Origin of the sequence: Hymenobacter cyanobacteriorum, from assembly GCF_022631375.1 — a bacterium.
In the GTDB taxonomy this organism is placed as follows: domain Bacteria; phylum Bacteroidota; class Bacteroidia; order Cytophagales; family Hymenobacteraceae; genus Hymenobacter; species Hymenobacter cyanobacteriorum.
Genome location: NZ_JALBGC010000001.1, coordinates 977,048 through 998,390, shown reverse-complemented (window position 1 = coordinate 998,390; position 21,343 = coordinate 977,048). Strand labels below are relative to the sequence as shown.

Here is a 21,343-nt window from a genome sequence, read left to right as displayed (position 1 = left end):
CGCAAGAAAAATGCGCCAATGGCAGCAAGTAGCTAATAATCAGCCGGAGATTTTTCCGAATTTTCGATGGCGCTGCTGCGGAGTGCGCGGTGCAGCGCTTTGTTGAAGACGTAATAGAGCCCAAACAGCGACGCCGCCACCAGTCCCACCAGTACCAGCTTACTGAGCGAACCTTGGTCGGGGTCCTTCAGCAGGGCCAGCACGTTGGAGGCTTCGGTGCCGAGCCAGTAGAAGAACAGGCTGCGCGGCAGCATGCCCAACACCGACGCTGCCAGAAACCGCTTGCGCGGCACGCCCACAATGGCCAGTACGAAAGTCATGAGCGCAAATGGCAGTACCGGCGAGAGGCGCGTGAGCAGGATGAGCTGCCAGCTTTGGTTCTGCAGCTCGCCCAGCACTGCCTCGGCTTTAGGAAAGAGGTGCAGGAAGTGGCGCAGCTTGCCGTGGTCGAGGCGCAGCGCCAGCTCGTAACCGATGGCCGCCGCCAGCGCATAGGCCAGCACCATGCCCGGCAGCCCCGCCCAGCCAAAGTAGTAGCCCGTCACGATGGCCACGAAGGTGGTGGGGGTGAGGGCAAAGGCCATGGTGAAGGCAATGACCACGAAATACAGTAGTACCTGCCCGGCACTGAGGTGGTGCAACAGCTCCTGATGAGTGGCCAGCACGCCCAGCAGCGAGGCCGAGCCCAGCAGCGGCACGGCCACCAGCAAAAACATGGTGAGCAGCGTGGAGAAGTTTTTCTGGAAAAGCTCGCGCAGCAATCGAAACATAGGCTTGGAACGAAAACCGGCCATCCGGCGGCGGGGTTTCGTGCTGCAAGTACGCAGAAACGCGGGCCAGGGCCGGGCCCCTGGTGGCAAGAGCTGCCAGCCGGCGCGGCGCCAGCCGGCTATTTCCGATTAATCCCCGACCTTTGCTGGCGGCCCATCCGGCCCCATCACTTCTACAGCCCACCCATGAAATTCGCCACCAAAGCCATTCACGCCGGCGTGCACCCGGACCCCGCCACCGGGGCCATCATGACGCCCATCTACCAGACCTCGACCTACGTGCAAACGTCGCCCGGCAAAAACATGGGCTTCGAATACTCGCGCACGCACAACCCCACCCGCTCGCAATTACAGGCCGCCGTGGCCGCCCTCGACAACGGCAAGCACGGCATCGCCTTCGCCTCGGGCATGGCTGCTATTGACTGCGTGATGAAGCTGCTCAAGCCCGGCGATGAGGTGATTTCGACCAACGACCTGTATGGCGGCAGCTACCGTCTCTTCACCAAAGTGTACGAGCCATTCGGCATCAAATTCCACTTTGTGCCCATGCACGATATGGAGGCAGTGAAGGCCGTGGTGAGCGAAAAAACCAAGCTGATTTGGGTTGAGACGCCTACCAACCCGCTGCTGAACATCATCGACATTGCCGCCGCCGCGGCCGTGGCCAAGGAAGCCGGCGCGCTGCTGGCCGTCGATAACACGTTCAGCACGCCCTACCTGCAAACGCCCATGGATTTGGGGGCCGACATCGTGATGTATTCGCTCACCAAGTACATGGCCGGCCACTCCGACACCGTGATGGGTGCGCTGGTGGTGAACGACGACGAGCTGCACGAGCGCCTGAGCTTCTACCAGAACGCCTGCGGCGGCACGCCCGGCCCCCAGGACTGCTTCCTGGTGCTGCGTGGGCTGAAAACCCTGCACATCCGCATGCAGCGGCACTGCGAAAACGGCCGCGCCGTGGCCGAGTACCTGCGCCAGCACCCGAAAGTGGAGAAGGTGTACTGGCCCGGCTTCGAAAACCACCCCAACCACGCCGTGGCCGCCCGGCAGATGCGCGACTTCGGCGGCATGATTTCCTTCGTGCTGAAAGGCGATAAGCAGGCCGACGCCATTGCCGTGCTGGAGAAGTTCCAGTACTTCACGCTGGCCGAAAGCCTGGGCGGCGTCGAAAGCCTGAGCGGCCACCCGGCCACGATGACGCACGCCAGCATCCCGGCCGAGCAGCGCCGCAAGTCGGGCCTGAGCGACTCGCTCATTCGCCTGAGCGTGGGCATTGAGGATGCCGAGGACTTGATTGCCGATTTGGCTCAGGCCATTGGCTAAGGCATATTATCAGCCGCGGTTTTGCGTTGGAAGCGCCGGGTTGCCTTTGTGGGCGACCCGGCGCTTTTATTTTTAACCCACTCTTTTAACCCCTTTCCTGATGCGCTACTTCTTTCTGTTCTTGTTGCCGTTGGCCCGGTTGGCGGGTGCCCAGGCGCCCGCACCGCTGCATCCGCCGCACACCATTCTGGTGCGTGGCACCGCCGAGCAGGAACTCGACCCCGAAAAGCTGGATTTGCTGCTCACCTACCGGTTTTCGGATAACGTAAAGGAGAGTGGGCGCACCCAAGAGCAGGAGCAGGCCTTGCAGCAAGTGCTGAAGCAGGCCGGCATCGCGCCCGAAAAGCTGGTGCTCGAAGACTTGAGCGCCAGCGGCTACGGCGGCTTTTCGAAAACGGCCAACACCAGCGTCGCCCTCACCAAAGTGTACCGCCTGAGCCTCGACAACCCCAAAATTCTCAACGACCTCATTCCGCGCCTGGTGCAAACCGGAGCCGACAACTTGCGGGTGACCAACTTAGAAAACGCCCGGCTGGAAGCGATAAAAGTAGACGTAGCGGGCCGCGCCGCCGCCAATGCCCGCCAAAAAGCCCAGAGCGCCGTGAAGCTAGCCGGCGGGCAGCTGGCGGGCGTGGTGGCTATGGTGGAAATCCTGCCCGGCGGCCTCGGAAATGACCCGCTGGGCGATTATCGGCTGGGCTATGACAAGCGAATGAAGCTGGGCAGCAATTCGGAAATGCAGGCTGAAACGGGCAGCATCTTTACACCCAACTTGCGCAAAATCAAGGTGCAGGCGGTATACGACGTAGTTTTTGAGATTAAATAGCGTCCGTTCCTTCACCCTGATGCCCTATGCCCAAAAAACCGCCCATTGAAACCCTGCCGCTCTTTCCCGAACTCGACCGCCTGCTGCTGGAGCTGCTGCGAAGCCTCGCGCCCGCCGACTGGCAGCGCCCCACCCTGGCCCGCGAGTGGACGGTGCACGACGTGGCCGCCCACCTGCTCGATGGCAACCTGCGCACGCTCTCGATGCTGCGCGACGGCCACTTCGGCGAAGCGCCCCCGGCCGATACCAGCTACACCGGCATTGTGGCCTACCTCAACCGGCTGAACGCCGACTGGGTGCGGGCCGCCCGCCGCCTCAGCCCGGCGGTTCTGATTGAGCTGCTGGCGCAATCGGGTGCCGAGTACACGGCCTACCTGCACACGCTCGACCCGTGGGGCCCGGCTGCGTTTTCGGTAGCCTGGGCCGGCGAGGCGGAGTCGAAAAACTGGTTCCACATTGCCCGCGACTACACCGAGAAGTGGCACCACCAGCAGCAAATCCGCGCAGCCGTGGGCCAGACGGCGCCGCTGCTGGCGCCGCAGCTTTTCCGCCCGTTCATCGAAACCATGCTGCGCGGGCTGCCGCACGCCTACCGCGCCGTGGCGGCCCCGGTGGGCACCGTGGTGCAGGTGCGCATCGATACGGCCAGCGGCGGCGTGTGGCAGCTGGTGCGGGCTGCCGAGGCATGGCAGCTGCGCCCGCCCGTACCAGATGTAGTGCCCGCTGCCGAGGCGGCACTGCCCCCAGACGTGGCGTGGCGGCTGTTCACGAAGGGCTTGAGCCCGGCCGAGGCCCGCCCGCTGGCTCAACTGGCCGGTGATAAAGCCTTGGCCGAAGCAGCCCTGCAGCTGGTGGCCGTGATGGCCTGAAGCTGATTTGTAGCCGGCTGAACCGGTTGTGAATAAAACGAATACAGCGAACCCGCAGCTGTTGGCAGATTAAAAGCGAATTAACCCCCAACCCTGCCATTCGAGAATGGGTTTAAGGACAAATCTGTCTTAATTCTGTTCTTATCAGCTGGCTTTGAGCCGGCGCTGCCTGTATGTTTTCCGTTATCGATGTGCGCCGATGGGCGCGGGTGCTGCCCAGTGTGGCGGCCGGAATGGCCTTGGCGGGGTGCAACCTGATTGAATTCAGCCCCAACGACCACCGCGTCCCCGAAGAATTTACCAACCTCACCGAGAAAAACCTGGCCCGGCTCGCGGCCAAGCCTCTCGCGCCCGGCGATACGCTGCGCTTCATCTTCACCGGCGACTCGCAGCAATTCTACGACGAAGCCGAGGCCCTGGTGGCCAGCGCCAACCAGCAGCTCGGCATTTCCTTCCTGGTGGTAGCCGGCGATATTTCCGACTTCGGTCTGGCCCGCGAAATGCAGTGGGTTGATGAAAAGCTGCGCCGCCTCACGGTGCCCTACGTCACGGTTATCGGCAACCACGACCTCGTGGGCAACGGCCGGCCCACGTACCAGCACATTTTTGGGGCCTTCAACTATTCGTTTGTGTACGGCAACACCAAGTTCATCATGGTGGACACCAACGGGCGCGAGTACAACTTCGACGGCACCGCGCCCGACATGGCCTGGCTCCGGCCCCAGCTCGCCAACGCCGATGGGGCCCGGCGCAAGGTGGTTATCTCGCACGTGCCGCCCACCAACGACGATTTCGACCCCGCCCTGCGCCTGCCCTACGTGCAGGCCCTGCGCGAAACCCCGGGGCTGGTGTTTGAGATGAACGGCCACAACCATTCCTACAGCATCACGCAGCCCTACAACGACGGCGTGACCTACGTGAACTCCGACGCTTTTTCGGAGCGCCACTACATGGTGGTTACCGTGTGGGGCGACAAGCAATTCCGCATCAAACGGGTCAAGTTCTAATGAAGACGCTGCTGCTTTCCGCCCTGCTGCTGACTGGCCTGCGCGCCGCCGCCATCACGCCGCCCGACACCACGGCCACCGGGCCCGGCAAAACCGCCGCTGCCGCCGGCCGGTCCGCCCGCCCCTGGTACCGCCCCACCCACCTGGCCCTGCAAACCGGCGGCGGCCTGGGCATGGTGGCCACCGGGGCCGGCTACGAATACGCCAAAGGCCACATCGACACCGACATCCTCATCGGCTACGTGCCGAAGCATTATGCCGGCTCCACGCTCAGCCTGGCCTCGCTGAAATTCCTGTACTCGCCGTTCCGGCTGCCGGTGGGCGAGAAGTTCCAGGTGACGCCGCTCACGGTAGGCGCGTATTTCAGCTACACCCACGGCACCATCAACGACGAGCTGAAGGGGCAGTATGCGAGCGACTACTACTGGTTTTCGACCGATACGCGCTACGGCCCACTGCTGGGCAGCCGCGTCACATTTCTGGCCCCGCCCATTGCCGCCACCGGGCAGCCGCGCAAAATCTCGTTCTACTACGAGCTGGGCAGCAACGATTTGTACCTGGCCAGCTACCTCAACAACCGCAACGGTGGCCTGGGCTTCGGCCAGCTGCTGACGCTCGCGCTGGGCCTGAAAGCTGACTTTTAGCCTCCGCAAGCCTTTGGAACGATGAAAGCCCCGGCACCCGAACGAAAATCGGGAGCCGGGGCTTTTCGGCAATCTGTCCGGGCACTATTGGCGTAGGTGCGGCGGTTGAGGCCTGAAACCGCGCTTATGAATCGTCTGAATCGTCTGTTTTCGCTGCTGCTGGCCCTGGTGCTGGTTGGTACGATGGGTTGCGCTACGCCGCAGGTGGCCCCGGCCACAGCCAACGGCGGAGGCTCGGCCAGTCCCAATGCCCTCAGGTATCTGGCTTTGGGCGACTCCTACACCATTGGCGAAGGCGCCGCCTCGGCCGACCGTTGGCCCACGCAGCTTGCCGGCCTGCTCGCGGCCCAGGGCGTGGCCGTAGCGGCACCCGACTACATCGCCCGCACCGGCTGGACGACGGCCGAGCTCCAGGCGGCCATTGCCGATGCCCGGCCGGCTGCCACCTACGGGCTGGTATCGCTGCTGATTGGCGTGAACAACCAGTACCGGGGCCAGTCGCTGGCCCAGTACCGGGTAGAGTTTCGGGCGCTGTTGCAGCAGGCCATTGGCTTTGCCGGCGGCCGGCCGGGCCACGTGGTGGTGCTCTCGATTCCCGATTGGGGGCAGTCGCCCTACGGCCAGCGCCAGGGCCGCGACCCGGCTGCTATCGGGCTCGAAATCGACCAGTTCAATGCCGCGGCGCAGGACGAGTGCCGCCAGGCCAGCGTGGCCTACATCAACATCACGGACCTGACCCGCGCGGCGGCCGGTGCCCGCAGCCAGTTCACCAGCGACGGCCTGCACTACTCCGGCCCGCAGATGCGGGAATGGGCCGACCGCGCCCTGCCCGTGACGCAGGCATTGTTGAGTTCAAAATAATTGGTTGATAACCAGGAAAAGAGGGGGTAGGTAGTAGGCCAGTGCAACCTGGTGGCTGGCTTGCCGGTCATCGTGGGGCGGACAGCGTTATTCTGCGCTACTTCATCCTTTCCCATGAAAAAGCATTTCCTCCTGTTGCCTCTGCTGGCGCTGGCTGTTCCGGCTGCTGCTCAACGTACTGAAATCATTGGCCGGGTTGGGCTGGGGCTGTTCAAATTTAGTGGTACCGGCACCGAACATACCTCCTTCATCAACTATTCCAATGATTTTGGTGAGCCGAATGGCTACACCAATAATCCGTATAGCAACCGGTTTGGCACCGGCGTTTCGTTCGGGGCACGGGCCCAGCACGTTGGCCAGAAAAACGGTTTGCTGGCCTTCGATTTAGGCTACGAGTGGCTGCGCAACCGTAGCACCATCACCCAGCTCTATTACTCGCCGGCCCTTACCAGCTCCTTTAGGGGGGCCTACAGCGCCGATGGGAATACTAACCTAGCTACCCGGAATGTCACGGCGTTTCTGGGCCTGGGGCACCGCTTCCAGGTTGGGACGATTGAAATAGATGCCCTGGCCGGGCCGGAAGCGGCCTATGTGTTTGGTTTCAGCGAGAAAGGCAGTGGCACCTACAACGGCAACCTGAACTGGGCCATCGAACAGCGTGACCGCGCCTTCAACCGCTTCGATGCCCGCCTGCGCGCCGATGCCACCGCTTGGTACCACCGCGTGGGTGTCAATGCCAGCTATTCTTACGGCTTCATCAATTACCGGGGCAATCAGTTGGGCGGCAATTCCGATGCTTCCGCTCGCATCCTGCGGCTGGGGCTGGCCTACCGCCTGCGCTAAGCGTGGCAAAATATGCGGGCGGCTTGTGCGTCTGCGGCTGCAATGAGCTTCAAAACTGCCTCCGCCCCGCGCCTGCAAGCCACCTACAACGGCAAAACCTACGAAAACGCCGTGCCCACTACCGTCAGCCCACCCTCGGGCTACGGCGCGCTGCTGAGGCGCTGGCTGTTCGAGAAAGCCGAGCGGGAGCCCAAAGTGCCGCTCGGCACTTTCCGGGCCGATGCCGCCGCGCTGGCTGCCCCCGTGCCGGCCGCGGCCCTGCGCGCCACCTGGCTGGGCCACAGCACCGTGCTGCTCGAAATCGACGGCCGCCGCATTCTCACCGACCCGGTGTGGAGCGAGCGGGTGTCGCCCTCGCAGTTGATGGGACCGAAGCGGTTTTTTGCGCCGCCGCTGCCGCTTGCCAAGCTTCCGGAGCTGGATGCCGTGGTGCTCTCGCACGACCATTACGACCACCTCGACTCGGCCGCTATTCGGGTGCTGGCCCGTACCGGTGTGCCGTTTCTCTGCCCGCTGGGGGTGGGCACGCACCTGCGCCGCTGGGGCGTAGCGGCCGCCTGCATCACCGAGCTCAACTGGTGGGAATCGGCCCAATTGAGCGAGGACTTTACGATGGTGGCCACCCCGGCCCGCCACTTTTCGGGCCGGGGCCTCACCCGCAACGATACGCTGTGGGCCTCGTGGTGCCTGCTGGGGCCCACGCACAAGGTGTTTTTTGGCGGCGACTCGGGCCCGTTCGAAGAAGCTTTCCGGCAGATAGGCGAGGCCTACGGGCCGTTCGATTTGACAATGCTGGAAATCGGGGCCTCCGACCCCGAATGGGCCGACATCCACCTGGGGCCCGACCATGCCCTCGTGGCCCACGGGCTGCTGGGCGGCGGGCCGCTGTTGCCGCTGCACTGGGGCACGTTCAACCTGGCGTTTCATGCCTGGCGGCAGCCAGTGCAGCGCCTGCTCGAAGCTGCTGGCCCCGGCGTGCCGCTGCTGCTGCCCGCCCCCGGCCAGCGCGTGGACGTGGCCGCCGGCCCGCTTGATGCGCGCTGGTGGGAGCAGTGAAAAGGCTATAAGGCAGCCATCGCCGCCTAATTACTTCCCAGCTGGCGCGGCCGAAGAATTCCCGTCCAGAATCTGAAACAGCTCGTTGAGCTTGGGCGTGAGAATAATCTCGGTGCGGCGGTTCATGGCCTTGTTCTGGGGCGTGTCGTTGGCAGCCACGGGCACGTACTGGCCCCGGCCCGAGGCCGTGACGCGCTCCGGCGACACGCCGCTGGTTGCCAGCAAACGGGCGATTTCGGTGGCGCGCAGCGCGCTCAGGTCCCAGTTGTCGGTCATGCCGGCTGTGCCGCGCAAAATGGGCACGTTGTCGGTATGGCCCTCCACCACCACGTTCACGTCTTTCTGCTCCTGGAGCACGGTGGCCAGCTTTTTCAGTGCCTCCTGGCCCTTGGGGTCTACTTTGGTCGAGCCCGATTTGAACAGCAGCTGCTCCGACAGCGACACGTACACCTTGCCATCCTTCAGCTTCACCTGCAGGTCGCTGCTGTTGAAGCTGAGCAGGGCCTTGCTCACGCGGGCTTTCAGGTCGTCCACGGCTTTGTCCTTGTCGGCCAAGGCTTTGGTGAGCTCGGTGAGCCGGGCTTCGCGGGTTTTGAGGTCGGCGGCGAGGCGGTCGTTATCCGCTTTGCTTTTTTGCAGGTTCTGGTCGAGCTCGCCCAGCTCGGCTTCGCGGCGGGCCAGGTCTTTGGCCACTTTGTTGTAGTCTGAGGACTTGTTGGCCAGCTCGCGGTCACTGTTTTTCAGCAGCTTGTCGTAGCTGGTGTTCAAGTCATTATACAGGCTGCGGGTTTTGCGGTAGGCCGCGCCGGTTTCGGCCGAGTCGGTGATGAGGCGCTTTTGCGTCAGGCGCAATTGGGCCAGCTCGTCGCTGGCCTTTTGCAATTGGCCAGTGGTAGCCTGCAGCTGGCGCTCGGCGGCGGCTTTGCCGTCGGCGTCGGCTTTCTGGCGGGCGTTCAGGTCGTCGTATTTCTTGGCCGTTACGCAGCCGGTGAGGGTGGGGGCGGCCAGCAGGGCCAGGCCCAGCAGGGCGGGGGATATGATTCGCACGGGGAACAACACGGGGAAAACAAACCCATCGGCGGCCGGCCTGCCCGGCCGCGTTGGCCCGGCAAGGTAGCGCCCAGCGGCCAGCCTGCGCGTATTGACCGCCCGGCAGGCATCCCCAACAGCATTTTATTCGTTGCAGTTGGGCCGTAGCGGCAGGCGGTTGGTTGTCGCTTATCTTTGATGCCCGGTTTTTACTCTTATCTGCCTGTTCCAAGCAGGCGGCTCTCACATAAAAAAATAAGCTAATAGCCATTCGCTAACAGCTAAAAGCTCACCATATGGCCTGGTTCAAGCGCGTAGAAAAGGGCATCGTGACCCCCACCGACCAGAAAAAAGAAACCCCCGACGGGCTCTGGTACAAGTGCCCCGAGTGTAAAACGGTGGCCACTATGGCCGAGCACAAGCGCCTGCGCTACGTGTGCGGCAACTGCGGCCACCACGACCGCATCGACGCGGCCGATTACTTCGAGTTGCTGTTCGACGGCGGCCAGTTCACCGAGCTCGATGCCAACCTCACCTCCGGCGACCCCCTGCACTTCGTCGACACCAAAGAATACCCCAAGCGCGTGGCCGCCACCGAGCGCAATACCGGCCTGAAAGACGCCGTGCGCTCGGCCCACGGCCTCAGCGCCGGCCAGCCGCTGGTGGTAGCAGCCATGGATTTCAAGTTCATTGGCGGCTCGATGGGCTCGGTGGTGGGCGAGAAAATCGCGCGTGCCATCGACTACGCTCGCCAGAACCGCATCCCGTTCCTGATGATTTCGCGCTCGGGCGGTGCCCGCATGATGGAAGCCGGCTACTCGCTGATGCAAATGGCCAAAACCTCGGCCAAGCTGGCCCTGCTTTCCGAAGCTGGCGTGCCCTACGTGAGCTTGCTCACTGACCCCACCACGGGCGGCGTCACGGCCTCGTTTGCCATGCTGGGCGACTTCAACATTGCCGAGCCCGGCGCACTCATTGGTTTTGCCGGGCCGCGCGTCATCAAGGAAACCATCGGCAAAGACCTGCCCAAGGGCTTCCAGAGCGCCGAGTTTGTGCTGGAGCACGGCTTTCTGGATTTTATTGTGGACCGGCGCGAGCTGAAGCAGCGCCTGGCCGACCTGCTGGGCATGCTGCGGCCCGCCCCGGCCGCTGCTCCCACGCCAAAACGTGCGGCTTCAAAAGTGCAGTAGCGCCGCGCTAAAACCATTTTTGCCGTTTCGGCACGCTTCTTGAAAAACCCGTTTCCGGTACCGGAGCGGGTTTTTTCCGTATACGGGCCGAAACAACTCATCATTCTTTCATTTTCACATGAACACCTCCAAATCTCTGCTTTCTGTGCTGATGGCCTTCGTGCTGCTTTTCAGCTCCTGCGCTACTTCGCAACAGGCCAGCACCACGCAGCCTGACCTTTCGACGAACAACGGCACCGGCGCCCGCAAAACCGGCATGAGCAAAACCACCAAGGGCGGCCTGCTGGGCGCGGGTGGCGGCGCGGTACTGGGCGGCGTGGTAGGCGGCCTGCTGGGCGGCGGCAAGGGCACGGCCATTGGCGCTATCGTAGGCGCGGCGGCTGGTGGTACCACGGGTGCCATCATTGGCCGCAAAATGGACAAAGCCGCGGCTGAGCTGCAGAACGACATGAAAGGTGCCCGGGTAGAGCGCGTGGGCGAGGGCATCAAAATCACCTTCGATTCAGGCATCCTGTTCGATACCAACTCGGCTACGCTGCGCCCGGCTTCGGAAGCCGATATCAGCAAAATGGCGGCTGTGCTTCAGAAATACCCCGACACCAACGTGTTGATTGAAGGCCACACCGACAACTCGGGCACCGACGCCATCAACCAGCCCCTGAGCGAGCGCCGCGCCCAGTCCGTGGCCAACTCGACCATTGCCAAGGGCGTGTCGTCGAGCCGCATCACCACCCAGGGTTATGGCTCGACCCAGCCCGTGGGCGACAACACCACCGTGGAAGGCAAGCAGGCCAACCGCCGCGTAGAAGTAGCCATTTACGCTAACGAAAAGATGAAGAAGGCCGCCGAAGATGGCCGCTTGTAGTCTGCTCATCAGATAAGGCACTGTTGAAAAGGCCGCCTGTTTTGGGCGGCCTTTTTATTTGGGATGGGTGGCAGAAAAAAAGTGAATCAAGCACAACCTGCTTCGCCGAAGCCGCGTTAAAACCTCATCATTTATCTCCCTTTTATATCTCTCGTCATGAAGACTTTCAAAGGATATTTTCTGATTCTGCTTGCATTCGTGTTGCTGCTGGGCAGCGCCCAGGCCCAGACGCCTAAAAAAGGCTGGAGCAACAAAGCCAAAGGCGCCGCCATTGGTGGCGGTGCCGGCGCAGTGGCCGGTGGCCTGCTGGGCGGCGGCAAAGGTGCCGTAGTAGGTGCTGCTGCTGGTGTGGTTGGTGGTGGCCTGATTGGCCGCAACAAAGACAAGAAAAAAGACCCGGCCCGTTACTACAACTACAAAGGCAAGAAGTAACTGATAATTGCATTGCTTGCATAAATCAAAAAAAAGGTCCTGCGCACTGCGTAGGGCCTTTTTTTGTGGTTGGTGGCGGGAAGGAGCTGGTTCGACTGGCGAAGGATGGCACTCGGCGGCGCGAGTTTGGCAAGGTGGTTGCAAATAGCGTACTTGCCGGCCCATTGCACAAGCAGCGGCCTATTTTCCCCAAACCCCTTTTTAACCCATGAAATTCTTTCGTTCGTCCCTCACTTTTCTGCTGGCCCTGCTGCTGTTGGTAAACAACTTCGCGCAGGCCCAAACTTCTACCGTTTCGACGGATAAGCCCAAAGGCATGAGCAAAACCCTTAAAGGCGGCATCATTGGCGGCTTGGGTGGCGCGGTAGCTGGCGGCGTGGCCGGCCGCCTCATTGGCGGTAAGTCGGGCACGGCCAAGGGCGCCATCATTGGTGCCGTGGTAGGCGGTACCGCCGGTGCCCTCATTGGCCGCAAAATGGACAAGGCCGCTGCTGAGCTGCGCCGCGACCTCGAAGGTGCCAAAGTAGAGCGCGTCGGCGAAGGCATCAAAATCACTTTCGCTTCGGGCATCCTGTTCGGCACCAACTCGTCGAGCCTGACCCCGGAAGCCGCTGGCAACATCGACCAGCTGGCCGCTACGCTCAAGAAATATGCTGATACCAACGTGGTAATCGAAGGCCACACCGACAGCTCGGGTTCGGATGCCATCAACCAGCCCCTCTCGGAGCGTCGCGCACAGGCTGTGTCGAACGAGATTCAGGGCCAGGGCGTTGATTCGGGCCGCATCACGGCCACCGGCTACGGCTCGACCCAGCCCGTGGGCGACAACAGCACGGTAGCCGGCAAAGCCGCCAACCGTCGCGTGGAAGTAGCCATTTTCGCCAACGAGAAAATGCAGAAGGCTGCCAAAAAAGGCCAGCTGTAAGCCCCAACCAGCCGTGGCTAACGCGGCAGAAGTTTCGAGAAGACCGGTGGCCAAATTGGCCGCCGGTTTTTTTGTGCCCATTGCAGCACGCATCCGGCTTGTTGGCAACCCTGGCCCGCGCTTGCCGGTACACCCGGGCATGCCTTCATCTGATGCTGCCTACGCCTCAACGCCCGCCGAAAAAGCCTGGGCCGACCACCTCATCCTCGACCATTTCTACGGGCACATGCCGCCCGAGCCGCGCCGCACGCCCATGCGCGAGCTCATCTCCACGGTGCTCTCGCATCGCACCACCCATGCCGATGAGGAACTGGCCTACGACCGCATGCTGGAAGCCTTCGGCGACTGGGCCGGCGTGGAGGCCGCGCCCACGGCGGAGCTGGCCCACGCCATCCGCACCACGCGCTGGCCCGATACCCAGGCCCCGCGCATCCAGGAGATTTTGCGGCGCATCCGGGTCGAAACGGGAGGGCCGTTTGAGCTGGATTTTCTGGCCGACTGGCCTACCGAAAAGGGCATGGCCTGGCTCACCGATATGCCGGGCATTGGGCTGAAAACGGCTTCTTTGCTGCTGCTTTTCAACTACCACAAGCCGGTGCTGCCCGTCGATACGCACGTGCACCGGGTGGCACAGCGGGTGGGCTTTCTGGGGCCGAAAGTGTCGGTGGAGAAGGCGCATGGCGTGTTGCTGGCCCTGCTGCCGGCCGATGCCGAGACGCTGTTCAATTTCCACAAGCACAACTACTGGCACGGCCAGCAAATTTGCTTTTTCCTGAAGCCTAATTGTGCGCGCTGTCCGCTGAAAGGCTTCTGCACTTATTACCAGGAGCATTTCGGGGAAGCTACGGCCGACGCGCTGGCGGCCACGCCCGATAAGTGGGACGCGGCCGCCTGGGGCAAGCTGCCGCATTAGTTGTTGGCTGTTAGTCATTAGCTTTTAGCTGTTAGCTTCGTAGAGGTGCTTTAAAGGCCCAAAATGTAAAAAGCTAATAGCTAACAGCTAAAGGCTATCAGCTAAAATTATGCGCCTCGTCAAGCACCCCGTTCTCTGCAATTACTACGTCACTTACCGCTGCAATGCGAAGTGCGCGTTTTGCGACATCTGGGAGAAGCCCTCGCCCTACATCACGCTGGAGGACGTGACGCAGAACCTGCGCGACCTGAAGCGGCTGGGCGTGTCGGTTATCGATTTCACCGGCGGCGAGCCCCTGCTGCACCGGCAGCTGCCTGATTTTCTGGGCCTGGCGCGGGAGATGGGCTTCATCACCACCGTGACAACCAACGGCCTGCTCTACCCTAAAAATGCGGAGAAATTGCGCGGCAAAGTCGACATGCTGCACTTTTCGCTCGACTCGGCCGACCGCGACACCCACGACCTGGGCCGCGGCGTGGCCTGCTACGATTTCGTGCTCGAAAGCATTCGCGTAGCCAAAGAATTGGGCGAGCGGCCGGACATCCTCTTCACCGTCTTCCGCAAAAACCTGGCGGATTTGGAGGCCGTGTATCGCGACATCACCCAGCCCAACGGCCTCGTCCTTATCCTCAACCCCGCTTTTGAGTACGGCGACGTGGAAACCGGCGAGCAGCTCACGGCCGCCGAACTGGACTACCTCTCGGCTTTCGGCAAGCGCAAGGGCGTATACCTGAACGAGGCCTTCATCCAGCTGCGGCGCGATGGCGGCAACCACGTGGCTGCGCCCGTGTGCCGGGCCGCCAGCACCACGCTGGTCATCTCGCCCAGCAACGAGTTGGTGCTGCCCTGCTACCACCTCGGCGAGCAGAAGTTTCCCATCGAAGGCAAATTATACGACCTATACAACGCCCCCGAAACCCAGCGTCTGGCCGCGCTGGAGGGCCGCCTGCCCGCCTGCGAGGGCTGCACCATCAATTGCTACATGCAGCCCAGCTTCGCGGTCGAGACGAGCAAGTATTTCTGGCAGGCGCTGCCCAGCACGCTGAAGTATAACTGGGAAAAGGGCACGTGGAAGCGACTGATTGGGGTGGCGTAGGACAATATAAAAGAACGTCATGCTGAGCGTAGTCGAAGCATCTCTACCACACAACTAATCCAATCAAAAGGATTCACTATTGCGGTAGAGATGCTTCGACTACGCTCAGCATGACGTTCCTCCTTTAGCAATAACCCACTCCCATGCCCGCCCTCATCCTCCCCATTCACGGCATCGCGCCCACCATTCCCGCCGACTGCTTCGTGGCCGATAACGCCACCATCATTGGCGACGTGGTGCTGGGCAGCGGCTGCACCGTCTGGTTCACGGCCGTTATTCGCGGCGATGTGCACAGCATCCGCATCGGCGACGAAACCAATATTCAGGACGGAGCGGTGCTGCACTGCACCTACCAGAAGGCCCCGCTCAGCATCGGCAGCCGCGTCAGCATCGGGCACCGGGCGCTGGTGCACGGCTGCACCGTGGCCGACGACGTGCTCATCGGCATGGGTGCCATTGTGATGGACCACGCCGTGGTGGGCACCGGCTGTATCATCGCGGCCGGGGCCGTGGTGCTGGAGAATTTCGTGTGCGAGCCGGGCTACTTATATGCCGGCGTGCCAGCCCGCAGAATCAAACCCGTTACCGATGAACAACGCGCTGGCCTGCTGCGCACGGCCGCCAATTATCAGACCTACGCCAGTTGGTTGAAGAGTTAAGAGTTAAAAAAAGCCCGTCTGAATCTCCAGACGGGCTTTTTTTAACTCTCAACTTTTAACTGACGCTATACCTCGTCGCTGAGCTCGCCGCGCGGGGCTTCGCGCTCGGCGGGCGTGGTGACGCGGAGCTGCACCAGCTCCACGGCGCGGCGCGAGCGTTGGAGCACCCGGAATTCGTAGGGGTCGAGCACGGCCACGTCGCCCACCTCGGGGATGCTGCCGTAGATGACGTTGAGCAGGCCGCCCACAGTTTCGTAGTCTTCGCCCTCGGGCAGGGGGTAGGGGAGGTACTCGTTGGCGTCGGAAATGGGCGTGGCGGGGTTCACGCGGTATTCGTCCTCGGCCACTTTCTCCACCACGGGTACTTCGTTGTCGTACTCGTCCTGGATTTCGCCCACCAGCTCCTCCATGATGTCTTCGATGGTGACGATGCCCGACACGCCGCCGAACTCGTCGCTCACAATGGCCATCACGATGTGCTTGCGCTGGAACTGGCGCAGCAGGCGGTTGATTTTCTTGGTTTCGGGCACGAAATAAGGCGGCCGCATGATGCGGGCCAGCTCCACGGCCTCGCCGCGCCGGATGATTGGCAGCAGGTCCTTCACGTTGAGCACGCCCACGATGTTGTCGATGTTGCCCTCGTAGACCGGCATGCGCGAAAAGCCTTCGGCGAACACGAGGTCGAGAATCTGCTCGGCAGGCGCGTGCACGTCGAGGGCCGAAAGCTTGGTGCGGGGCACCATAATCTGCTTCACCATGCGGTCGTTGAACTGAAACACGTTCTCGATGAGCTCGTGCTCGGAGTCCTGAATCTCACCGCTCTCCTTGCTCTGGTCGAGCAGCAGGCGCAGTTCGTCGGAGGTGTGGGCCTCGGTGCCGTGCACGTTCTGGATGCCCACCGCGCCCAGCATCAGATTGCTGGCTTTGGAGAGGAACCACGTGAGGGGCCGGGTGAGAAAATAGAAGCCGCGCAATGGCAGCACCAGCGCCAGGCTCACCGCCTCGGGCCGCTGAATGGCCAGCGCCTTCGGAAACAGCTCGCCAAACAGCACGTGCATGAACGTGAGCACAATCAGCCCCAGGCCCACGGCAATGCTGTGCGCCGTGAGGGCCGAAATGGGCAGCCCCAGCCGCGGCAGCAGCCCCAGAAATATTTCGGTGAACAGCTCTTCGCCCACCGCACCCAAGAGCAGCGAGGCAATGGTGACGCCCAACTGCGTGGCCGAGAGGTAGTCGTAGAGCTTGTGCAGCACGCCCAGGGCCTGGCCGGCCAGCCGGCTGCCCTCCTTGGCTTTGATTTCGAGCTGCGAGAGGCGCACGCGAATCAGCGAGAATTCGGCGGCCACGAAAAATCCGTTTACTAAGACGAGTAAAACGGTTAAGAATAGTTGTAAACCCATGTTGGCGGCCCCCGCGACGCGGTCGGTCTGGGGGCCATTGTTGCTCAAAAGTACGCAGTTTGGCGTAGGTAGTTGGCAGCCGGCGGTTCGGGCTCACGCATTTCTCACTGGGATGAATGTAATTTTGGCCTCTGAAACGCGTGGTTGAATGAAAGCCTTGCCGCCATAGTTACGCCTCCGGTGCGCCACCGGATAACAGAAGCGGGCCTTTTTTGGTATCAGAAAGCCCGGCGTGGTAAGTGACAACGCGACAATCGAATCCCTCATGAAAAATTTCCGGATACTGCCCGCGCTGCTGCTCTGGCTGGGCCTGGTACTGTCGGCTACGGCTCAGATAATTACGCCCACCCACCTCAGCACTGCCCTGAGCAAGCCCACCGCCAAAGTGGGCGACGAAGTGGAACTGATTATCAACGCCCGCATCGACGACAAGTGGCACCTCTACGCTTCCGATTTCAGCGACGAAGTGGGCCCGGTCGTCTTCACGCTTAAGTTCAAGCCCAGCCCGGCTTACGCGCTGGTGGGCAAGCTGCAATCCATCAAGTCGCACCACGAGCAGGACGAGATTTTCAAAGGCGAAGTCGCCTTCTGGGAAAAAACCGGGCAAATGCGTCAGCGCATTAAAGTGCTACAGCCCGGCCCGCTCACCGTTTCGGCCGAAGCCGACTACCAAAGCTGCACCAGCGTGGACGGCAAGTGCGTGCCCGGCAACGAAACCCTAAATTTTGGCCCGCTGACGGTGACTGGCGCTGCCGTTGTACCGGCCAAATTGGCGGCAACTGCTACGCCGACGGCTCCGGCTACCACGCCCGCCACTGCCGCGTCAGCTGTTGCTCCGGCCGCGCCTACCGCGCCAGCTACCGTCGCCGAAGCAACTCCCGCCGCTCCGGTTGCTGCCGATACGACACCCGTAACTGCTGCCGCGCCCACTGCTGCTGCCACTGCAGAAACGCCGGTTGCCGAAGTGACCCCCGCGCCCGCCGTGGCCGATGTCGCCCTCAATGCCGACCCCGTGAACAAAGCCGGTGGCCTGTGGGCCTTTGCACTGCTGGCCTTCACGTTTGGGCTGGCCGCGTTGCTCACGCCCTGCGTGTTCCCGATGGTGCCGATGACGGTTTCGCTGTTCACCAGCGGCAACGACAGCCGGCAGCGCGGCATCTTCAAGGCCCTCGTTTATGGGGCCAGCATCATCGGTATTTACGTATTGATGGGCGTACTCGTGTCGGTGTTGCTGGGCGAAGACGGCCCCAACCTCATTGCCACGCACTGGCTGCCCAACCTGATTTTCTTCGTGGTGTTCGTGGTGTTCGGCCTGTCGTTTCTGGGCCTGTTCGAAATCACGCTGCCCCACCAGATTGTGAACTCCGTGGATGCGCAGGCCGACCGCGGCGGTTGGGCCGGCATTTTCTTCATGGCCCTCACGCTGGTGGTGGTGTCGTTTTCGTGCACTGCGCCCATTGTGGGCAGCATTCTGAGCATGGCCGCGCGCGGGCAGCGCATCCAGCCCATTGTGGGCATGCTGGGCTTCTCGCTGGCGTTTGCGCTGCCGTTCACGCTGTTTGCCATCTTCCCCTCGTGGCTGAAAAGCCTGCCCCGCTCGGGCGGCTGGCTGAACACGGTGAAAGTGGTGCTCGGCTTCATCGAGCTGATGCTGGCCCTGAAGTTCCTGAGCACCGCCGACCTGGCCTACCACTGGCACTTGCTCAACCGCGACGTGTACATCGTGCTCTGGATTGTGCTGTCGGCCCTGCTGGGCTTCTATCTGCTGGGCAAGTACCGCCTCTCGCACGACTCACCCCTCGACCACCTCAGCGTAGGCCGCTTGCTGATGGCCGTGCTGGCCTTTGCCTTCACCGTATACCTCGTGCCGGGCTTGTTTGGCGCCCCGCTGCCGCTGCTGGCCGGCTACCTGCCGCCCCAGAGCAAGCACGATTTCTCGGTGGCTGCCGCCGAGGGCGGTGCCCCGGCCGTGGCGGCCAGCACCAGCGCCGCCCGCGAGGTGCCCCGCTTCGGCGATTTTCTGGAGCTGCCCCACAACCTTAACGGCTACTTCGACCTGGAGCAGGCCAAGCGCGTAGCCCGCTTAGAGCATAAGCCCATTTTTATCGACTTCACCGGCCACGCCTGCGTGAACTGCCGCAAGATGGAAGCAACGGTGTGGAGCGACCCACAGGTGCTAGCCCAATTGCGCAACGACTATGTGGTAGTGGCGCTGTATGTGGATGATAAAACCGAGCTGCCCCAAAAGGAGTGGTATACTTCCACCCACGACAAACAGCTGAAAACCACCCTTGGCAAGCAGAATGCCGACCTGCAAATCACCCGTTACGGCGTGAATGCCCAACCTTTTTACATTCTGCTCGACCCCAACGATGCAACCAACACGCCGCTGGTTGCGCCCATTGCCTACGAGCCTGATGTTGCGCAGTTCAATGCCTTTCTACAGGCCGGTTCCAAACAGTTTCGCAAGGCCGCTCCCGTAGCGGCCCGCTAGGTAAGTCCAGCCCCCGGGGAGAATGGTGATGATGGCAGAGAATTTGCGCTTCCGGCTTACGCACGAAGGGGCGGCCCCCACCCAGAGGCCGCCCCTTACCAGTGTTGAGGCGCGCACCCACCCAGATGCGCAGCCCCGTTTTCCCCTCTTCTCCTCTGTAACCAACCACAACCATAGCCAAAGCATTGCTGCTTTCGATGAACGACCTGCGCGCTGGTTTTGCGTAAAGCGAAACCCAGCGGAGCCGGCCGATTCAGCCACGTTGCTGCCGTAGTGGGCTGCATAGGATTGTAACAAATGTAATGCTTTGTTATAACTGCTGCAAACAATCAATACACTTAAATAAATAATTACAATAAATTCAATTTTCAGGCGTTAACTTACCAATATTATCAAACCTTTCCTGCAAAAGATGGCCCGCAACTACGAACTTGATGACACCGACCGGCACATCCTGAATCTGCTCATTCAGGATGCGAAGATGCCGTACACCGAAATTGCCCGTAAAGTGAACGTGTCGGGCGGCACCGTCCACGTGCGCATGGCCCGCCTCGAAGAGATTGGCATCGTGCAGGGCGCCACCCTGCGCATTGATTACCAGAAGCTGGGCTACGGCGTGAGCGCCTTCCTGGGCATCTACCTGCAGAAGAGCTCGGAGTATACGGGCGTAGTAAACCAACTGCGGGAAATTCCGGAAGTGGTCAACATCAACTTCACCACCGGGGCCTATGGCGTGTTTGCCCGCCTGCAGTGCCGCGATACCCAACACCTGCGCGACGTACTGCACGACCGCATCCAACCCATTGAAGGCATTCTGCGCACCGAAACGCTGATTTCGCTGGAGGAAGTCCTCAACCGCTCGGCCGAGCTGACCTAGCCGACCGCCAAGCGCTGGCTCCGAAAATTACGCCGCCGCTGCTGGTCCGTTATCGGGCCCGCCAGCGGCGGCGTAATTTTGTGCCGTGCCCACTGCTCCCGCTCCGCCCACCACGCTGCTCATTCAGACTGCCTTCATCGGCGACGTGATTCTGATGACGGCCCTGCTCGAATACCTGCACCAGACCGCGCCCACCACGCCCGTGGATGTGCTGGTGCGGCGCGGCAATGAGGGATTGCTAGCCGGCCACCCCCACGTGCGCCGCGTACTGGTTTGGGACAAGAAGCACCGCAAGTATGCCGCGCTGTGGGACTTACTGGGCCAGATTCGGGCATCGAAGTACGGCCGCGTCGTCACCTTGCAGCGTTTTGCCAGCACGGGCTTCCTCACCGCCTTTTCGGGCGCGGCCGAGCGCATTGGCTTTGCCAAAAACCCGCTCAGCCGGTTCTTCACGCGCCGCGTGCCGCATGTCATCGGCGACGGCACGCATGAAGTGGAGCGTAACCTGCGGTTGCTTGCAGTTAAGAGTGAAGAGTTAAAAGTTAAAAGTGCAGAAGCAAAAGGCGAATCCGTAAAGGGTTTAACTTTTAACTCTCAACTTTTAACTCCTTTAACTTCCTATCCGCCGCGCCTATACCCCACGGCGGCCGACGAAGCAGCCGTAGCGCCTTACGCGGCGGCCGGGCCATACATCTGCCTCGCGCCCACTTCGGTGTGGTTCACCAAACAATACCCAGAAGCGAAGTGGCTGGAGTTGCTGGCGGCGCTGCCCGCTGGCGTGCGCGTGTACCTGTTGGGTGGCCCGCCTGATGTGGCCGCATGCGAGCGGCTGGCGGCGGCCAGCGGGCGTGAAAATGTGGTGAGCATAGCGGGCAAAATCGGCCTGCTGGCCTCGGCGGCGCTCATGCGCGGGGCGGTGATGAACTACGTGAACGACTCGGCCCCCATGCACCTGTGCTCGGCGGTGGGCGCGCCGGTTACGGCGGTGTTCTGCAGCACGGTGCCGGCATTCGGGTTCGGGCCGCTGTCGCCGGTTTCGTTTGTAGTGGAAACGAACGAAAAGCTCGATTGCCGGCCGTGCGGGCTGCACGGACACGCGGCCTGCCCGCTGGGGCACTTTCGCTGCGCGTATGGCATTGAGGTAGGGCAACTCCTGGCCACGTTGCCGGTTGCATAGTTGTCGGTTTCTCGTTGTCCGTTGTTAGTCTTAAACTTCCTGACAACGGACAACGAGCAACTGACAACTTAGTGAAGCCTGTAC

21 protein-coding genes are annotated in these 21,343 nt (G+C 61.9%); 18 read left to right on the top strand and 3 right to left on the bottom strand.

Annotated elements, in window-relative coordinates:
- Positions 1-32 precede the first annotated feature (32 nt).
- Positions 33-770: a TVP38/TMEM64 family protein gene (locus MON38_RS04285; protein ID WP_241934894.1), complete on the bottom strand. Its 738-nt coding sequence runs from the start codon at positions 768-770 to the stop codon at positions 33-35.
- 186 nt (positions 771-956) lie between these two features.
- On the opposite strand from MON38_RS04285, the gene MON38_RS04280 reads away from it, so the two are divergent.
- The 8 genes from MON38_RS04280 (at position 957) to MON38_RS04245 (ending at position 8,202) form a co-directional block, all read left to right on the top strand.
- Positions 957-2,096 (top strand): cystathionine gamma-synthase, encoded by a 1,140-nt coding sequence (locus MON38_RS04280; RefSeq protein WP_241934893.1) that lies wholly within the window; start codon positions 957-959, stop codon positions 2,094-2,096.
- A 100-nt stretch (positions 2,097-2,196) separates the two neighbouring features.
- Positions 2,197-2,922, top strand: coding sequence for an SIMPL domain-containing protein (locus MON38_RS04275; RefSeq protein ID WP_241934892.1), 726 nt, complete (start codon positions 2,197-2,199; stop codon positions 2,920-2,922).
- A 26-nt stretch (positions 2,923-2,948) separates the two neighbouring features.
- Entirely contained in the window at positions 2,949-3,791 is an 843-nt protein-coding gene (locus tag MON38_RS04270) for a maleylpyruvate isomerase N-terminal domain-containing protein (RefSeq protein WP_241934891.1), read from the top strand.
- A 173-nt stretch (positions 3,792-3,964) separates the two neighbouring features.
- A complete protein-coding gene (locus MON38_RS04265) occupies positions 3,965-4,798 on the top strand; it encodes a metallophosphoesterase family protein (RefSeq protein WP_241934890.1) in 834 nt (277 codons plus the stop codon).
- Positions 4,798-5,442 (top strand): hypothetical protein, encoded by a 645-nt coding sequence (locus MON38_RS04260; RefSeq protein WP_241934889.1) that lies wholly within the window; start codon positions 4,798-4,800, stop codon positions 5,440-5,442. Before MON38_RS04265 ends, MON38_RS04260 begins: the two co-directional genes overlap by 1 nt.
- Before the next feature lie 126 nt (positions 5,443-5,568).
- Positions 5,569-6,303, top strand: coding sequence for an SGNH/GDSL hydrolase family protein (locus MON38_RS04255; protein WP_241934888.1), 735 nt, complete (start codon positions 5,569-5,571; stop codon positions 6,301-6,303).
- Between the two features lie 114 nt (positions 6,304-6,417).
- Positions 6,418-7,146, top strand: a complete 729-nt coding sequence (locus MON38_RS04250; RefSeq protein WP_241934887.1) for a hypothetical protein — start codon at positions 6,418-6,420, stop codon at positions 7,144-7,146.
- 42 nt (positions 7,147-7,188) lie between these two features.
- Entirely contained in the window at positions 7,189-8,202 is a 1,014-nt protein-coding gene (locus tag MON38_RS04245) for an MBL fold metallo-hydrolase (RefSeq protein ID WP_241934886.1), read from the top strand.
- Positions 8,203-8,232: 30 nt separating this feature from the next.
- Here MON38_RS04245 and MON38_RS04240 read toward each other — a convergent pair whose 3' ends face one another.
- Positions 8,233-9,249: an OmpA family protein gene (locus tag MON38_RS04240; RefSeq protein WP_241934885.1), complete on the bottom strand. Its 1,017-nt coding sequence runs from the start codon at positions 9,247-9,249 to the stop codon at positions 8,233-8,235.
- 278 nt (positions 9,250-9,527) lie between these two features.
- Here MON38_RS04240 and accD point away from each other — a divergent pair, with 278 nt between their 5' ends.
- The 7 genes from accD to MON38_RS04205 all read left to right on the top strand — a co-directional run bounded on the left by accD (position 9,528) and on the right by MON38_RS04205 (position 15,311).
- On the top strand, positions 9,528-10,421 hold the full coding sequence (gene accD, locus MON38_RS04235) for an acetyl-CoA carboxylase, carboxyltransferase subunit beta (protein WP_241934884.1): 894 nt from the start codon (positions 9,528-9,530) through the stop codon (positions 10,419-10,421).
- Positions 10,422-10,539: 118 nt separating this feature from the next.
- On the top strand, positions 10,540-11,286 hold the full coding sequence (locus MON38_RS04230) for a YiaD family glycine zipper/OmpA-like lipoprotein (RefSeq protein ID WP_241934883.1): 747 nt from the start codon (positions 10,540-10,542) through the stop codon (positions 11,284-11,286).
- Positions 11,287-11,442: 156 nt separating this feature from the next.
- Positions 11,443-11,718: a YMGG-like glycine zipper-containing protein gene (locus MON38_RS04225; protein ID WP_241934882.1), complete on the top strand. Its 276-nt coding sequence runs from the start codon at positions 11,443-11,445 to the stop codon at positions 11,716-11,718.
- 208 nt (positions 11,719-11,926) lie between these two features.
- Positions 11,927-12,643 carry a YiaD family glycine zipper/OmpA-like lipoprotein gene (locus MON38_RS04220; protein WP_241934881.1) on the top strand — a complete coding sequence of 239 codons (717 nt, stop codon included), beginning with the start codon at positions 11,927-11,929 and terminating at the stop codon, positions 12,641-12,643.
- 139 nt (positions 12,644-12,782) lie between these two features.
- Positions 12,783-13,556 (top strand): endonuclease III domain-containing protein, encoded by a 774-nt coding sequence (locus MON38_RS04215; protein WP_241934880.1) that lies wholly within the window; start codon positions 12,783-12,785, stop codon positions 13,554-13,556.
- Positions 13,557-13,665: 109 nt separating this feature from the next.
- Positions 13,666-14,652: a radical SAM protein gene (locus tag MON38_RS04210; protein WP_241934879.1), complete on the top strand. Its 987-nt coding sequence runs from the start codon at positions 13,666-13,668 to the stop codon at positions 14,650-14,652.
- Positions 14,653-14,795: 143 nt separating this feature from the next.
- Positions 14,796-15,311, top strand: coding sequence for a gamma carbonic anhydrase family protein (locus tag MON38_RS04205; protein ID WP_241934878.1), 516 nt, complete (start codon positions 14,796-14,798; stop codon positions 15,309-15,311).
- A 65-nt stretch (positions 15,312-15,376) separates the two neighbouring features.
- Here the strand turns inward: MON38_RS04205 and MON38_RS04200 are convergent, their stop codons facing one another.
- A complete protein-coding gene (locus tag MON38_RS04200; protein WP_277881377.1) occupies positions 15,377-16,711 on the bottom strand; it encodes a hemolysin family protein in 1,335 nt (444 codons plus the stop codon).
- Between the two features lie 265 nt (positions 16,712-16,976).
- Here MON38_RS04200 and MON38_RS04195 point away from each other — a divergent pair, with 265 nt between their 5' ends.
- The 3 genes from MON38_RS04195 to MON38_RS04185 all read left to right on the top strand — a co-directional run bounded on the left by MON38_RS04195 (position 16,977) and on the right by MON38_RS04185 (position 21,259).
- Positions 16,977-19,205: a protein-disulfide reductase DsbD family protein gene (locus MON38_RS04195; protein ID WP_241934876.1), complete on the top strand. Its 2,229-nt coding sequence runs from the start codon at positions 16,977-16,979 to the stop codon at positions 19,203-19,205.
- A gap of 412 nt (positions 19,206-19,617) precedes the next feature.
- A complete protein-coding gene (locus MON38_RS04190) occupies positions 19,618-20,082 on the top strand; it encodes an AsnC family transcriptional regulator (protein WP_241934875.1) in 465 nt (154 codons plus the stop codon).
- 85 nt (positions 20,083-20,167) lie between these two features.
- Positions 20,168-21,259, top strand: a complete 1,092-nt coding sequence (locus MON38_RS04185; RefSeq protein WP_241934874.1) for a glycosyltransferase family 9 protein — start codon at positions 20,168-20,170, stop codon at positions 21,257-21,259.
- Positions 21,260-21,343 lie beyond the last annotated feature (84 nt).